This window comes from Paenibacillus marchantiae (assembly GCF_028771845.1).
Taxonomy (GTDB): domain Bacteria; phylum Bacillota; class Bacilli; order Paenibacillales; family Paenibacillaceae; genus Paenibacillus; species Paenibacillus marchantiae.
In genome coordinates, this window is record NZ_CP118270.1 from 816163 (window position 1) to 831155 (window position 14993).

Consider the following 14993-nt stretch of genomic DNA (forward strand, 5'->3'; position numbering starts at 1 on the left):
TACGATTGCAGTACCATCAGCTTTATTTAAAATTGTTTCACTTCAATTATAATTTGCCTTCCTCACGGTCTCCGGCAATGACTTCGTCGGTCTCGATAACGTAGTTCACAATCTCTTCGACAGTGGTATAAGCCACTCCAACGTATGTGTCGGCTGCACCATAATAGATGGCAATCCGTCCTGTCTCTGCATCATGCAATGTGGCGCATGGGAAGACGACATTGTCCACAAAGCCTTGCTCCTCATACCATTTTTCCGGGGTCAGTACGAAGTTGGAGGAACGATATTTCACTTTGGATGGCTCATCCAGATCCAGAATGACCGCACCCATACTATAAACAAAACCATTGCACGTTCCGGTTACGCCGTGGTAGAACATCAGCCAGCCTTCGGACGTTTCAATCGGTGCCGGACCGCCGCCAATTTTGACCGATTGCCACCAGCCCTGACCACCTTTGCTCATGACATGACGGTGCTTGCCCCAGTACACGAGATCCGGACTTTCGCTCAGAAAAATGTCCCCGAACGGCGTATGTCCGCTGTCGCTTGGTCTGGACAACATCACATAGTTATCATTGATTTTGCGTGGAAACAACACGCCATTGCGGTTGAACGGAAGCATCGGATTTTCGAGACGTACAAACGTTTTGAAATCTTCCGTCTTCGCCAAGCCCAGCGCTGCACCGTAGAAATCGGTACACCAGATGATGTAATACGTATCTTCCACTTTCACCAGACGCGGGTCGTATGCATAGTTCGGCATGAAGGAATCGCCGTTCTCGTCCACAAAAGTTATTCGTTGTTCTTCAATATTCCACTTCAGGCCATCCTCACTGGATCCCATGTGCAGGTGTGGACGTCCATTAATGGTTTCTGCGCGGAATACTCCGATGAATTTCCCTTCATAAGGAATCACCGCACTGTTGAAAATACGGGCAACTCCCTTGACCGGGTTACGCGGCACGATCGGGTTGGCGGAGTGTCTCCATACCGGGCCTTCTGTTCCCTCCGGTTTATCCTCCCAAGGCATATTCGGCAATACATCCCCAACAATGTGTACGTTTTTCGTATCAACAACTGTCATCGTTTCATTTCTCCCTTCGTTTTTATTTAACGGAGCCTTGTGCGAAGCCGTTGTAAATGTACTTCTGTAGCAGTAGGAAGATGATCATCGTTGGAATGATGGCGATCATGATCCCTGCGCTGATGACCTCCCACTGTGATCCGAACGGTCCCTTGAATTTGAAAAGAGCCGTGGATATGACCTGTAAGTCTGTCTTGGGCATGTACAGGAATGGTGTGTAAAAGTCATTGTAGATGTTGACACCCTTCACGATAATGACCGTTACAATCGCTGGTTTCAGAAGTGGCAGAATGATTCTCCAATAGATCGTGAAGTAGGAAGCGCCGTCCAGCATGGCGGATTCATCCAATGCATTCGAGATGGAACCCAGGAATTGCAGGAAGATATATACCGCGATGATATCTGTACCAAGGTACATCACAATGGCTGCCCATCTGGTATTGAACAGGTCGAGCGCGTTGATGATCTGGAATGTGGCGACCTGCGTCGTCACACTCGGAATGAGGGTAGCGAGCAGAAACGCGGCGACCATAATTTTCTTGCCTTTGAATTTGAAACGATCCAGCACATACGCGATCATGGAACCCGTTAAAGTGGCACCCACGATGGAGATGATCAGGATGATAATCGTATTTTTGAAACCGACCAGCATGTTGCCGTCCACAAAAGCCTTGGTATAGTTCGCAAAGTTCAGCCAGTTGGCTGGTGGGGCCAGCGGACTGCTGGTCGCATATTCTGCATTGGTTTTGAGCGATGCAAACAACACCACAACGATGGGTACAAGCGCAATGAACGCTGCGAGAATGAGTGAAGCATATTTAAATATGCTCGCAAGGGTATATTTGAATGGTTGCACGTTCATTCCTCCCCTTTCATGGTGACACGCTGAACCAGCGTAACAAGAATGACAATAAACAGCAGCACAACAGCCATTGCCGATGCCAAGCCCAGCTTGCCGTACTTAAATGCCAAGTGAACGGTCTGAATCACAAACGTCTCACTGCCGTTGGAACCATCGGTCATAATGTATGGAATATCGAACGCACTGATTGCGCCGCTAATCGCCAAAATCAGGTTGAGCTGCAGGATGCGTGTGATACTCGGCAGGATGATATGGCGGAACTGCTGCCAGCGATTAGCCCCGTCAATATCTGATGCTTCATAGACATCTTTTTGAATGGAAGAGATCGCACCCAGGAAGATGATGAAGTTAAAGCCCATGTATCTCCATACCGATGCGCCTGCGAGCGACACGTTAATAATGTTCGGATTCCCAAGCCAGAGCTGGGTGTACTGCCCAAGACCGACTGCCTGCATAAGTGTATCGAGGGTCCCGTCCGGTTTGAAGAAAAAGAGGAAGATAAATCCGATGGCTACGCCATTCAGCAGATAGGGGAAGAACAATATGCCTTTGAAAAAGTTTTTGCCGCGGATTTTGAAGCTTAGAATCGTTGCAAAGTAGAGGGCCAGACCCATTTGTACGAAGGTAGCCACAAAATAATACAAACTGACAATAAACACTTTAAAATACTCAGGGTCACTGAATATCCGCGAGTAGTTCTCAAACCCCACATAGTCGAACCTTTTGCTATATCCGTTCCAATCGGTGAAGCTGTATTTGAACATATTAATGACAGGCAAATAAGCAAACGTGAACAGCAGTGCCAGCGGAATGATTGAAAAGGCACAAATGATAAATATGCGTTGCGCTGAATAGCCCCAATTCGAAATCTTCAAGTATTTCATGCTCTCCACACCTCCAAGCGGTTCTGCCGCTTTTATATCGAAAGACTCCCGTCCAATGAACAAATCCGGCTGGATAATCAACCACCGAAGGTGGCATTTCACATCCGATATGCTGCATCCAGATGCAAAATGCCGTGGGAAAAGGGGAGACCCTCTCCCCTCAGCCAAGGCGTGGTGCCTCGCTGTATTTCAGCGGTGGTCGGCCAACAGGTAGCGCCTTTACAGATCGATGAATCCCCGCAATCTGCTTATTTCGCCAGTTCTGTCCGCGCTTTAACCCATTTATCATTCAGATCCTTCATGATGTCGTCGTACGATTCGCTGCGATTACTGATGGCAGCTTCGATAATGCGTTTCTTGAAGTCAGGCTGCCAGAGGCCAATCTCGCCTTCGTTGTCGATTTTGTCAACCAGACCTTCCTGTCCTTCTTTGGCAGGAGTCAGTGTGGAGAATGTAACGTCTTTGTATTGATCCAAAATCGGTGGCAATTCCGCATTTTTGTCTGCGCTCATACCCCCGCCTTGCTCAACCGCGTAATTCGATTTCGCCAGGAACCAGTCAATCCAGGCTTTCGCAGCAGGTTTGTTCTCACTGTTCACGTTCATGCCGATGTTATAGTCTGCTGCGAGTGGAACGACAACATCACTTGCATTCGTAGGAAATGGCAAGAATCCGATATTATCCGGTGTATCCGTCAAGCCTTGAATTTGGGTAATCGCCCAAGATCCAAGCGCCATCGTTGCAATTTTCCCATTGGCCAGATCAGCCTTGGAGCTTTCCCAGTCGGTTGTGGTCGGATCTTTCTCAATCAGGCCATTCTTGGCTGCGTCGTAAAGCACTTTGTACAATTCATAGTGCGGCTTGCCAGCCACAAAGTTTTCATCCGTGTTCGGTTGGTCAATGTTTACGTAGTCCACACTGCCTGCAACCGTCGGCAGATCTGCTTCCCATTGTGTCAAAGCCCAGCCGGAGGCATAGTTGGTGTACAATGGAACTGCGTCCGTATTGTCTTTCACCAATTGCAGTGCAGCCTGGAACTGCTCAGGCGTTTTGGGAACTTCCGCAATGCCAGCGTCCTTGAACACCTGCTTGTTATAGATGATGCCAGAGAACGTGATAACGGTTGGAATTCCATATATCTGACCGTCCACCATACGTTCTTCGATGCCTGTGTACTTCTCTTTCAGCTCATCGTACGTGCCTAGTGGTTCAAAAAAGTCCGGAATGTCGGCAATCGGTACGCTGGTGGGGATCATCAGCACGTCACCATAATCTTTGGTACTCATACGAATCTTCACTTGTCCCTCATAATCGGCCAGTGCCTGGAAGTTTACTTTGACATCCGGGTATTCCTTATTGAACTCCGCGGCGTAATCTTTGAATACGCTATCAACAATATCTGTACGCTGCGTGAGAACGGTGATTTCGCCCTTAATATCCGCAGGATCTGTACTGATTTCCTCTCCTGCCTGTGGAGATCCACCCCCGGAAGAGCAAGCTGCGAGCAGAGAAGTGATGAGCAGCATGGTAAGCAGAAGCATCCAGCCTTTGTTTTTTCTCATTTGGTTCTACCCCTTTTCTAAGTTAATTTAAGTTATCGTTAAGGTTACAAAATGAATTTTATTATGGTAATGTTTACCTGTCAATTAAATTATTTATTACTTAGCAAAAGTTTTTATCACAAGATTCGTTGACAACGTATTTTCCCGACACTAATATTAATCAATAAAGTTAACGTTAACTTAAATATTAATTGAATCCTGTACTTTGAAGGAGCGCTCACTTATGACTCACACCAATGACATTAGAACTGAAATAAAAGAACACTGGGAAGGTCATATTCTGCCATTCTGGTCTGCCCTCAAAGATCATAACAACGGCGGATTCTACGGCTGGGTCGGTAATGACCTTCAGGTCGATCCACTCGCTCCCAAGGGCGGAATCGCCACGGCACGACAATTATGGTCCTTTGCAGCAGCCTACCGGGTAACCGGAAATGAAATCTGGCGTGATCACGCTGAACATGCTTACCGTTTTCTTGTGAATCATGTGATGGATACGGAATACGGCGGCATGTACTGGATGGTCCATGCCAATGGAAAACCGCTCGACACAAGCAAACATGTGTATACGCAATCCTTCGGTGTCTACTCAATGAGTGAGTACTATCGTGCCACTGGGGATGCATCTGCTTTGGAACTTGCGAAAACGCTTTTTGCCCTGATAGAGGATCAAGGGCTGAATGCCGAATTACCTGCATACAAGGAACAATTTGATCGCTTCTGGAATGAACAGCCCAATGAAATGCTGAGCGAGAATGGTGTGATCGCGGATTACACGATGAATACGCATATTCACGTGTTGGAGGCCTATACCACGCTCTACCGAGTGTGGCCAGATCAGCAGGTGAAGACGGCGCTGGAACGCTTGCTCGGCATCTTATATGAACGAGTGTATGACAAAGACACAAAGTTTCTCGGGGTATTTTTCAACAAGGATTGGGACTCCATCATTGATCTACGCTCATTCGGGCATGACATTGAAGCCAGCTGGCTGATCGACGAAACGTTGAAAGTGCTGGATCTGGCTCAACACCCGGAGTATTCTGCGATGGTTACGGATATTGCCTATAACATTTCCAATGTGGCTGTACAGGCCGATGGCTCCCTGATGAATGAACAAGAGGGTGACCGTGTGGATGAGAAACGGATATGGTGGGTTCAGGCCGAGGCGATGGTCGGCTTCTACAACGCCTATGAGCGTACAGGTGACCGTTTGTTTTTGGAGAGAGTAGAACGCTTGTGGACATATACGAAGGAACACATTATCGATCACCGCGCTGGCGGGGAATGGTACTGGTCGGTAGACGGGAACGGCACACCGGATCAAAGCGAAATCGCCGGACCGTGGAAATGCCCATATCACAATAGCCGATTCTGCATTGAACTAATTGAGAGGATGGGATAACGATGATACACCCCAAATACAATGAATTATTGGAGCAACAGGAGCAGCTGCTTACGCGCCAAAATGAAATTGACTCTTCCTTCTACAATGGCGTATATGATCGGTACCGTTATCCGGTAATCACACGCCATCATGTACCGCTGCACTGGAGATTTGATCTGGACGAAACGACGAACCCCCACTTCATGGAGCGTCTGGGCATTAACGCTACGCTTAATCCGGGGGCCATCTATTTCAATGGCAAATACGTGATGGTCATCCGAACCGAAGGATTGGAACGTAAATCCATCTTCGCTCTAGCTGAGAGTGATAACGGCATCGACGGATTTCGCTTCACAGGCAAACCCTTAGTGTGGGAAGATATCGATGCCGACGAAACCAACCAATATGATATGCGATTGGTTCAGCATGAAGATGGCTGGATCTATGGTATTTACTGCTCGGAGCGCAAAGACCCTGAAGCACCAGCATTTGATACATCCAGTGCCGTAGCCCAGGCAGGACTTGTCCGGACACGCGATCTGCTCAGCTGGGAGCGTCTGCCCAACATCAGGACCAACTCCCCTCAACAGCGAAATGTTGTGTTGCATCCCGAATTTGTAGAGGGTAAATATGCGTTCTACACCCGTCCGCAAGACGGATTCATCTCCACAGGCAGCGGCGGCGGGATCGCCTTTGGTCTGTGCGAGGATATTCTGAATCCGGTCATTGCAGAAGAAACAATCATTGATGAACGGAAATACCATACGGTATACGAAGTGAAAAATGGCCAGGGCCCTGCTCCGATCAAAACGGATCGCGGCTGGATTCACATTGCCCACGGAGTGCGCAACACGGCGGCGGGTCTTCGCTATGTGCTGTACACGTTCGCCACGGATCTGAATGATCCGGCACGCATCATCGCCAAGCCGGGCGGACACTTCATTGCTCCTTATGACGACGAGCGCGTAGGCGATGTGTCCAATGTTATTTTCTGCAACGGTGCAGTGGTCAACGAACAGGGTGAAGTTTTCATTTATTACGCATCCAGCGATACCCGCTGTCATGTGGCCACAACGACGCTGGATAAACTGGTCGATTACACCTTTAATACTCCGGCTGACCCGTACCGTTCCCTGGATTGTGCCAGCCAGCGCGGTGACCTGATTGAGCGGAATGAGAAGCTTCTCCAAATGCAATTGGTTTAAATCTGAAGAACAGCCTTCAACGGAAAATGCGGCATGCTGAAAAATTAGCGCAGCGCTAACCAGAATTTCTTTATTCCATGTGGGTAACGATGTATACTAATATGGATTGTTGTTATGTTTGAAGGAAGCGCTAACCATAATGACAGCACATTGTACGTAAACCGGCTTGAAGGAGGCGACCAAAGCTGAAGAACAATATCACCATGCGGGATATCGCCGACAAGCTCGGAGTTAGCAGTGTGACGGTCTCGAAAGCATTAAATGATAAAGATGGCGTCAGTGGCGAATTGAAGGAAAAAATTAAAGTGCTTGCCGTTCAGATGGGCTATCGGTATAACGCCGCAGCCCGTTCGATGAAGGAAGGCCTGACTCATAATATTGGTGTTATTATCCCGGAGCGTTTTACCGGACCTACACAATCGTTCTATGTACGTGTATTCCAGCGCATCACCAAACATCTGGAGGATCAGGGGTACTACGGTATTCTGCATATTCTGAATGTTCAGGACGAAGAGGAATTAATACTACCGAAGCTCTATAGTGACAACAAAGTGGATGGTTTCATTGTGCTTGGACAAGTCAGCAAGGAATATATCGAGCTGGTCCAGTCGATGGAGGTACCCAAAATGTTTCTCGATTTCTACGATGAGCATTCTGATATTGATTCTGTCGTTACCGATAACTTTTACGCTGCTTATGAGCTGACAAACGTTCTGGTACAGCAGGGACACCGCCGCATCGCTTATGTGGGGAATCTCTATTCTACTAGCAGCATTCAGGACCGATTCCTCGGTTATTACAAATCATTGCTGGAGCATCGGTTGCCGATGAATCCGGATCTGGTGCTTAATGACCGCGATGAGCGAGGTACGTTTATTGAAATTGATCTGCCAGAGCAGCTGCCTACGGCATTTGTATGCAACTGTGATCAGGTGGCCCATCTGCTCGTTCAGAAACTGACTTCACTGGGTATTCAAGTTCCTGCACAATGCTCCGTGGTTGGGTTCGATAATGATATCTATGCCACACTCTCCGAGCCCAAATTAACTACGGTTGAAGTCGATGTCGAACAGATGGCGCGCACTGCGGTTCATTCCATGCTCAAAAAGATTGATAACCCGAGTCGCAGCTTCGGCCGCGTACACGTGAAGGGTAATATCATTTATCGTGATTCGGTAACTGCTGCACCTGCCCTTTCGGATGACTTACCTAACTAAAAAGGAACTAGACTCCCTGTTCCACAAAAAGAGTGCTCCCGGCCATTACGGCTGCAGGAGCACTCTTTGCTTATGAAAAAACGATAACGTGGCTTGAAATCCTTGTAGTTACAGCCACTCGTTTCAACACCTGATTCGTGTTGCTGCCTAGCCTAGTAGCTCGTCTTCAGCCAGTTGTCTTTGGACCAGGTTAATTTGCCTGCACCTGCTCCGCTTGAACCGGTGAGGCGTGCATTCAGCGTCGCTGGATCATCGGTAGTGTAGCTGTAAGGAAGTGAAGAGAATCCGTTCCAGGAGAAAGCTTTCACTGCGGCCGGAACCGGGCTGAGCGGACTGCCGGATGTATCACTGTTTCCACGGAATGAGCTTCCATCCAGAGAATACATCGTGTCAGTCACCTGAATTTTACCGGTATATGTTGCGTCGGCCGGGTCCGTCTGGTTATTGCGGACCGGGAACAGTACGTCTTTGATCACCGACTTTTCGACCAGTACTGCACCATCTTCAGTGGAAATAGCTCCGTTGCCGATGATATCAAAATGATACCCTTTGGACGAAATCGCCGTTGCCATTGCAGAAGTGATTCTGGATTTGGCCGCACGTGCCCCTGTCGCATCCATCACAATATTGTAGGCATGCGCATTGCCTCCGCGCAGACGCGGCATGCGATCCTGGATATCTTTGTACAAGTTATGGTGCAGAGTTATGGACAGATTAGCATTGGCCGATTCGAAGCTGGTCGAACCAACCAAATGACCTTTTTTCTGAGGAGATGAAATGGCAATGATATCGGCTTTGCTGAGCCCAACCGCGCTGCTGCGCAGGTAGTTGTACATCGGATAGGAAGCCTTGTTCGCTTCCAACTCGTTAATCTGCTGGGTAACCCAGCTGTTTGAGCTGCCGTCATCCCCTTTGAAGAGGGACCAGGAGATGGTCACACCGCTCGTTCCTTTTTTCGAATCGACAAGCCCGTCGTAGGCTTTATTGAATGTGCAGTGATCAATCCATACGTTGCTGTTCTCTTCAAGGGTGATGTAATCCCAGTCGTTTTTGTCGTAGTCACCTTTGGTCGCTTCATCCCATTCCCATAACTCATCGAATTCGAGGTTGCGGATAATAACGTTGGAACTGCGTTTGACGCTGATGGCTCCGTGCTTGATCTTGGCCCCGTTGGCTGAGAAGATGGTCAGGCCATTAAAGCTGTCGATCGTCAGCTTGCTGACACCCGTTTGCTTCAATACAGGATGAGTCAGCGCATCATTATGCTTGGCAAAAGGCGATGTCTGTGCAGCGCTCGGAATTTCGTTCCATCCCAGATTCAGGTCGTTCATAATCTCGACGACTTTGACACCAGAGTTCTTTTTCAGCGCCGCAGCGAGATCCGTTGCATTGTATACCTTCTTATACTTGGACGTGTCCGATTCGCTGATGGTACCTCCACCCGTATTGCCTTGGGAGAAACCTGTAAGATTGTAATCTGCATTGCCTGCTGCCTGTACACTTGTCGGTCCAGACAGTAGGGTGAAGCCCAACGTCAGAGCCAGCGCGGCACTGCACCATGTTCGAATTTTGCTTTTCATAAAACCATTCCTCCCTAATTATAATGATTGCGTCTGTCCATCTCTGCCATCGCAAGTCACGAAGGACATGTCCTCAATGTAAATGTTGGAAGCGATTACAACAATAATCCTTATCTCAGATCGTTTTGGGATCCTGATATCAGTCCTCAAATAACACCCGATTTAACCCGGAGCATTCCCATTTCAACTTATAGACATGAAAAAAAGCCCCCAAAGGGGCTCACTATTATCTCGAATATTCCTAATTTATCTTTTGATGGAACGTGTCCAGAACCCGCCATGGAACTGTTTGGGCTCAACGGTGATGACAAATGCTTTGGGATCAAGCTCCAGAATCGTCTGATATAGAAGTTTCTGGTTTTTTCGTTTCGCCAAAATCTCCATAACCAGCCGGTCTCCATCTCGTCCACTACCAACCCAGGCGGTGACACCGTATCCTTTATCCCGCAAGGCATTCGCTACATCCCCGCCCATCTGGTTACAAATAACCTTAACGGTAACGTAACCAAGCGCAATCTTCTCTTCGATCCAGGCACCCAGCAATACCCCCAGCCCATAACCAACGGCATATACAATTAACGCAGATGGCTGGGTCAGATATTTGAGTACCAGATTCAGACCGAGTACGTAGATCACAATTTCGCCCATACTGATGAGCGCAGCAATATATTTCTGTCCTTTGAGCGTCAGAATCATCCGAAGTGTATAAGCAGATACATACACAATCTGGATCAAAAAGATAAATACCAATATTTTAAACAATCGCAATCCCTCTTTCCTGACTTTCACAACGAAATGGGCCGTTTGTTGCGTGCCTTCGTTCCGCTTCCTCTACATATCATTTATTCTTCTGCATGTTTACTCTATCTCCATCATTGGACGTTATGCGGTCATTTTAAACGGTTGAACGTAAATTGGACTGCATTTTCTATTTTCTGCCCACTGGCAAGCGGGAACTGACATTATAGAGCCCTTTTCACTCATTATCAACCCGGCCTGAGACCCAGGGGCGAAAAGCGGCGTGTCTGAATATGCTGAACCAACAGTAATTCGATTGAGGCGTCCAGGCAAAAAGGTTCGGGAAACGACGGCTACCAAAAGGGGGAACTGTCATGCAGTTGTGGCATGAGATGCAGCGGGAAGGTATGGAACAACTCATATTTTGCCATGATCCACGGAGCGGGCTTAAAGCCGTTATCGCCATCCATAGTACAGTGCTGGGTCCCGCACTCGGGGGATGCCGCTGCTGGACGTATGCATCGGAGGAAGAAGCGGTTCGGGATGCCATCAAACTCGCGAAGGGCATGACCTACAAATCGGCGGTCTCCGGTCTGCCATATGGCGGGGGCAAAGCTGTGGTATGGGATGTGCCCGCCGAACTGGTCACCCAATCGGATGAGGCCAGCCCAGACAACAATCTAAATCCCAAAAAAGGCAAACAGAATGTCGGACCCCATACGAACATCATTAAAGGCAAGGATACATCGAACGGATTAGATAAGGATTTAGATAAGACATCCAAAAACAACCTACAAGCCTGCCGGCGTGCCGAAACGTTCCGTTCTCTGGGCCGCTATCTGGAACGACTGAACGGACGTTATGTGACAGGCCTGGATCTGGGCACTACGGCGGCAGATATGGACCAGATCCGGCTGGAGACGGTACATGTGACGGATACGACCGGATCGCTTGGCGCACAGGATGACTTCACAGCCGAGATGACCGCCTACGGTGTATACACTGGCATTGTGACATCGCTGCGTCACCAAGGCATTGACGCCTTGCAGGGCATTTGCGTTGCCGTCCAGGGACTGGGCAAGGTCGGGTATGCCCTGTGCCGTTACCTGCATGCAGCCGGGGCACGGCTCATTGTGGCAGACGTTGTACCCGAACGTGTACAACGTGCCCTTGTGCAGTTCAGCGGCGCCATGTCGGCCGATCCGGCCCATATTCACGCCGCTGACTGCAAGGTGTTCGCCCCCCTGTGCCCTAGGGGGCGTATTGACCCCGGCAACGGTGGAGGAGCTGCGCTGCTCCATCGTTGCCGGGGCGGCGAACAACCAGCTCAGCCATCGGGAGCTGGTTGTTCGCCGCATGCAGGCGCGCGGCATCCTGTACGCGCCTGACTATGTGCTCAACGCAGGCGGAATCATCAGCACCGCCTACGAGCTGGAAGGCGCAGGGCCCGACCTGATCCGCCAAAAGGTGGCGGGGATTGCGGGCACGCTGTCCAAAGTCTATGCGATAGCAGAGCAGTCTGTCCTCTCCACGGCTGATGCAGCCGATCAGCTGGCAGAGGCTGTCCTGCAAAGCGGAAAACCCCATGCTTAGCATACCGATACCGATTTAACACACTAATTCAATCTCCCAATCGTTTAAGTGCTACAGAATCCAGATCACTGTTACAGCTCGCATATCATTTATTTTCTCCATCTTTAAAGTACATCGCATCACGTAAAGAATTAGAAAAAACGTAAAAAAGCCAATCCGATTCATCAACACCGGATTGGCTTTAATCAGCTTTTCTTCAGGATTCCATCTGCTAAACTTCATCAGGCAACCTCAACCAACCTCCTACCGCCCGCCTTAACCTTCAACCATTACAGAAGCCCGCTTCACCCGATGCAGCATCGTCCAGAACAGCATATTAATCACTATTAGTAGTGCTATATAGATCCAGATGCCTGCTGGTATGGTGCGGATGAATACATGTAGTCCCCATAACAGTGCCATGAGCGGAAAGAAGGCAAAGACGAGCCAGCCGTCACTTTGCCCGGCCACACTAAAGGATTGGGAGAACGGCGGTTTTCGCATCAACAGCTTTCCAGAAAGCGGGATAAGTGCAGTTGCCACCAAAAATATCACGATCAGATCAGGAAGAATTCTTAACCCAAAGGTCCACACAAATACAATGGCGTTCAATATAAATACGGGTAAGAACATGTTGCATAAGAAAGCTTTTAGCGCTCCACTATATAGCACATTCTCGTTTGCCAGAGGGGCTGCCCGGAAAGTCCAAAACGCCTTGTATTGTCCGGAATACTTCAGCATGGTCACAACAGACACAATCAGCAAGAGCACAATATATAGCGTGTAAAAGAAGGAGCTTTCCCTAAATTCTGCCCACGAAGAACTCTGCAATTGAGTGAACCAGAATACATAGGGCAATACAAAAGATAAACCCATCGACGGGTATACCTTCAACTTGAACTCCCTTTCACTTCGCATCATACTGGCAGACAAACGAAAGCACGCCTGCTCTTCTCTGGAACGGGAGAATACCTTTGCCATGATGCGATCCCAATTCCCACGTCTTCGTCCGGAGGCTTGACCTGCGTGTGCCATTTTCTCCAAATACAATTCGAAGGAAGGCATCAACTTCACGTACATCAACAGACTGACCATTGGAACGATCACAGCAAGCGCCGAGAAAGTATACAGCCAGGGATCTCCCCCACCGCTGAACAGCAGCTCAAATGCCGCTGCATACCATACCGGGGGCAGCAGTAACTGCCACCAGGCAGGCGTGAACACCATATTAAAGTCGATGATGCTAAACGAACGTATGACCAGCTGATAGCCTACGGCAATCCCGATGGAAAGAAGGATTTGCATCATATTGATCATGTCCTTCAGCTTCTCGCCATCCAGAAACTTCATCATGAATAGATAGATCAGGGACGTGGTCACCAGAATTAACATATTAATCAGCACCAGTTCCACCAGAAAAAGCAGGAAAAAGCCGATCCCGTGGGCAATCAATCCGGCTACCAGCGGCGCAGCCGTCAGAGAGCCTGTCAGGAGCAGCAAATAAACCCCTGCGTGAATGGCACGAGCCAAGCCAACAGTGCGTCCATTTACCGGCTTGGTCATGATGATATTACGATCTCGAATATCGAGCAGTACCGAAGAAAAGTCGGAGATCATGGAGGTCATGATCATAAACATCAGCATGGCGGTCACTAGACCCATCTGGAGCATATAATGTCCCGTATCCCAGACAACAAACGGCACCATAATCAGCCCCATCAGTGCATACAACCAGAGGGAACGTAGATACAGGTTGCCTTCTTTCTGCTCCTTATTGCCATTGCGCGCTGACAATACCGTTGGCACCCTCCGCTGATCCATCTGGAACTTCACCCGTAGAATCAAACGCAATACATCATAATCCGCTCCTGTTTTGACGATGACAGACCGAAAACGATCCAGAATCTTCAGCGTACGGAAGTCGGAGGATTCCGCCATATCAGTACACCTCCTGCACGATGGACACAAAGCGTTCTGCTATTGCCCGATGCTCATTGAAGCCCGTCAGTTGATTGAACACTTCCTCCAGTGAGCCTTCCATGGATTGCTGCTGAAGCTGCCTGAACGTACCATCCGCCATCACACGTCCTTCGGCAATCAGAACGATTCGGCTGCTGATCTTCTCCACCACATCCATGATGTGTGACGAATAGAATATCGTTGTACCCTTGGCCGACAGCTGTGTCAAAATCTCCTTTACCACCATTACACTGTTGGCGTCCAGACCGCTTAGCGGTTCATCCAGGAACAACAGATCCGGGTCATGCAACAGCGCGGAGATCAGCAGCACTTTCTGACGCATGCCTTTGGAGAAGGAAGCAATGCGGGAATGATATGATTTTTCCAGTCCAAAACAATCCATCAACTGCTTCGCCTTATAATCGGCATCTTCATAGGACAACCCGTACAATTCTCCTATAAAGGTCAGATACTCTGCCGGGGTTAATTGCTCGTATAGCTCCGCGACTTCCGGTACATAACCGATTCGGCGTTTATATTCCACGTCACCATCCGCGATATCCTTGCCAAAGATGCGAACCGTACCTACATATCCCTCAACCAGTCCGAGCAAAATCTTGACCGTTGTGCTTTTGCCCGCACCGTTCGGACCGATGTATCCAATCATCTCGCCCCGATTCACTTCTAAATCAATCCCATTTAGCACATAACGCCCGTTATACCGCATACGCAAGCCTTCAATTGACAGTACTTGTTTTTCACTCACTTCGTTATCCAGCCCCTATCTCTATTATTTCTACAATTATACTAGTTTACCACAGATTGGATTAACAGAGAGGGATAAAGAAAAATTAAAAGACCTTTGCTCTGCACAAAGAAGTGCATAACAAAGATCCTGAATTTATAGAATAGAATTTGATTTTTGTTAATTTACCAATTAAGT

At 48.6% G+C, this 14993-nt stretch carries 14 protein-coding genes; 5 read left to right on the forward strand and 9 right to left on the reverse strand.

What is annotated here, in order from left to right; all coding sequences use genetic code 11:
* Positions 1 to 46: 46 nt before the first annotated feature.
* The 4 genes from PTQ21_RS03740 to PTQ21_RS03755 all read right to left on the reverse strand — a co-directional run bounded on the left by PTQ21_RS03740 (position 47) and on the right by PTQ21_RS03755 (position 4392).
* Positions 47 to 1084 carry a glycoside hydrolase family 130 protein gene (locus tag PTQ21_RS03740; protein ID WP_063567579.1) on the reverse strand — a complete coding sequence of 346 codons (1038 nt, stop codon included), beginning with the start codon at positions 1082 to 1084 and terminating at the stop codon, positions 47 to 49.
* A 22-nt stretch (positions 1085 to 1106) separates the two neighbouring features.
* Positions 1107 to 1946, reverse strand: a complete 840-nt coding sequence (locus PTQ21_RS03745) for a carbohydrate ABC transporter permease (RefSeq protein ID WP_063567578.1) — start codon at positions 1944 to 1946, stop codon at positions 1107 to 1109.
* The gene (locus PTQ21_RS03750) at positions 1943 to 2830 is read right to left on the reverse strand and encodes a carbohydrate ABC transporter permease (protein ID WP_072733955.1); all 888 of its coding nucleotides are present in this window, start codon (positions 2828 to 2830) and stop codon (positions 1943 to 1945) included. Before PTQ21_RS03750 ends, PTQ21_RS03745 begins: the two co-directional genes overlap by 4 nt.
* A gap of 248 nt (positions 2831 to 3078) precedes the next feature.
* Positions 3079 to 4392 carry an ABC transporter substrate-binding protein gene (locus PTQ21_RS03755; RefSeq protein ID WP_274568864.1) on the reverse strand — a complete coding sequence of 438 codons (1314 nt, stop codon included), beginning with the start codon at positions 4390 to 4392 and terminating at the stop codon, positions 3079 to 3081.
* Between the two features lie 223 nt (positions 4393 to 4615).
* Between PTQ21_RS03755 and PTQ21_RS03760 the strand changes: the two genes are divergently transcribed.
* The 3 genes from PTQ21_RS03760 (at position 4616) to PTQ21_RS03770 (ending at position 8201) form a co-directional block, all read left to right on the forward strand.
* Positions 4616 to 5797: an AGE family epimerase/isomerase gene (locus tag PTQ21_RS03760; RefSeq protein WP_274568866.1), complete on the forward strand. Its 1182-nt coding sequence runs from the start codon at positions 4616 to 4618 to the stop codon at positions 5795 to 5797.
* A 2-nt stretch (positions 5798 to 5799) separates the two neighbouring features.
* The gene (locus PTQ21_RS03765; protein ID WP_274568867.1) at positions 5800 to 6984 is read left to right on the forward strand and encodes a glycoside hydrolase family 130 protein; all 1185 of its coding nucleotides are present in this window, start codon (positions 5800 to 5802) and stop codon (positions 6982 to 6984) included.
* A 203-nt stretch (positions 6985 to 7187) separates the two neighbouring features.
* Positions 7188 to 8201, forward strand: a complete 1014-nt coding sequence (locus tag PTQ21_RS03770; protein ID WP_274568868.1) for a LacI family DNA-binding transcriptional regulator — start codon at positions 7188 to 7190, stop codon at positions 8199 to 8201.
* Positions 8202 to 8353: 152 nt separating this feature from the next.
* On the opposite strand, the gene PTQ21_RS03775 is transcribed toward PTQ21_RS03770, so the two are convergent.
* Together PTQ21_RS03775 and PTQ21_RS03780 are read right to left on the reverse strand one after the other, a co-directional pair.
* Positions 8354 to 9781 (reverse strand): pectate lyase family protein, encoded by a 1428-nt coding sequence (locus PTQ21_RS03775; protein WP_274568869.1) that lies wholly within the window; start codon positions 9779 to 9781, stop codon positions 8354 to 8356.
* A gap of 246 nt (positions 9782 to 10027) precedes the next feature.
* Positions 10028 to 10543, reverse strand: a complete 516-nt coding sequence (locus tag PTQ21_RS03780) for a DUF2179 domain-containing protein (RefSeq protein ID WP_053782622.1) — start codon at positions 10541 to 10543, stop codon at positions 10028 to 10030.
* Between the two features lie 350 nt (positions 10544 to 10893).
* On the opposite strand from PTQ21_RS03780, the gene PTQ21_RS03785 reads away from it, so the two are divergent.
* Both PTQ21_RS03785 and PTQ21_RS31440 read left to right on the forward strand, forming a co-directional pair.
* The gene (locus PTQ21_RS03785; protein ID WP_274568871.1) at positions 10894 to 11907 is read left to right on the forward strand and encodes a Glu/Leu/Phe/Val dehydrogenase dimerization domain-containing protein; all 1014 of its coding nucleotides are present in this window, start codon (positions 10894 to 10896) and stop codon (positions 11905 to 11907) included.
* Positions 11798 to 12112: a Rossmann-fold NAD(P)-binding domain-containing protein gene (locus PTQ21_RS31440; RefSeq protein WP_420800369.1), complete on the forward strand. Its 315-nt coding sequence runs from the start codon at positions 11798 to 11800 to the stop codon at positions 12110 to 12112. The genes PTQ21_RS03785 and PTQ21_RS31440 overlap by 110 nt, the downstream gene beginning before the upstream one ends.
* Positions 12113 to 12163: 51 nt before the next feature.
* Here PTQ21_RS31440 and PTQ21_RS03795 read toward each other — a convergent pair whose 3' ends face one another.
* The 3 genes from PTQ21_RS03795 to PTQ21_RS03805 are packed head-to-tail and all read right to left on the reverse strand — an operon-like array spanning position 12164 to position 14816.
* Positions 12164 to 12334 (reverse strand): hypothetical protein, encoded by a 171-nt coding sequence (locus tag PTQ21_RS03795; RefSeq protein ID WP_177031212.1) that lies wholly within the window; start codon positions 12332 to 12334, stop codon positions 12164 to 12166.
* A gap of 33 nt (positions 12335 to 12367) precedes the next feature.
* A complete protein-coding gene (locus PTQ21_RS03800) occupies positions 12368 to 14029 on the reverse strand; it encodes a hypothetical protein (RefSeq protein WP_274568874.1) in 1662 nt (553 codons plus the stop codon).
* A gap of 1 nt (position 14030) precedes the next feature.
* Complete coding sequence (locus PTQ21_RS03805; protein ID WP_274568875.1) at positions 14031 to 14816, reverse strand: ABC transporter ATP-binding protein; 786 nt, start codon at positions 14814 to 14816, stop codon at positions 14031 to 14033.
* Positions 14817 to 14993 lie beyond the last annotated feature (177 nt).

What these genes read in the sequence shown, in the direction of transcription:
- PTQ21_RS03740 (WP_063567579.1), bottom strand. Translation starts at nt 1,084, where the DNA reads ATGACAGTTGTTGATACGAAAAACGTACACATTGTTGGGGATGTATTG.
- PTQ21_RS03745 (WP_063567578.1), bottom strand. Translation starts at nt 1,946, where the DNA reads ATGAACGTGCAACCATTCAAATATACCCTTGCGAGCATATTTAAATAT.
- PTQ21_RS03750 (WP_072733955.1), bottom strand. Translation starts at nt 2,830, where the DNA reads ATGAAATACTTGAAGATTTCGAATTGGGGCTATTCAGCGCAACGCATA.
- PTQ21_RS03755 (WP_274568864.1), bottom strand. Translation starts at nt 4,392, where the DNA reads ATGAGAAAAAACAAAGGCTGGATGCTTCTGCTTACCATGCTGCTCATC.
- PTQ21_RS03760 (WP_274568866.1), top strand. Translation starts at nt 4,616, where the DNA reads ATGACTCACACCAATGACATTAGAACTGAAATAAAAGAACACTGGGAA.
- PTQ21_RS03765 (WP_274568867.1), top strand. Translation starts at nt 5,800, where the DNA reads ATGATACACCCCAAATACAATGAATTATTGGAGCAACAGGAGCAGCTG.
- PTQ21_RS03770 (WP_274568868.1), top strand. Translation starts at nt 7,188, where the DNA reads ATGCGGGATATCGCCGACAAGCTCGGAGTTAGCAGTGTGACGGTCTCG.
- PTQ21_RS03775 (WP_274568869.1), bottom strand. Translation starts at nt 9,781, where the DNA reads ATGAAAAGCAAAATTCGAACATGGTGCAGTGCCGCGCTGGCTCTGACG.
- PTQ21_RS03785 (WP_274568871.1), top strand. Translation starts at nt 10,894, where the DNA reads ATGCAGTTGTGGCATGAGATGCAGCGGGAAGGTATGGAACAACTCATA.
- PTQ21_RS03795 (WP_177031212.1), bottom strand. Translation starts at nt 12,334, where the DNA reads ATGAAGTTTAGCAGATGGAATCCTGAAGAAAAGCTGATTAAAGCCAAT.
- PTQ21_RS03800 (WP_274568874.1), bottom strand. Translation starts at nt 14,029, where the DNA reads ATGGCGGAATCCTCCGACTTCCGTACGCTGAAGATTCTGGATCGTTTT.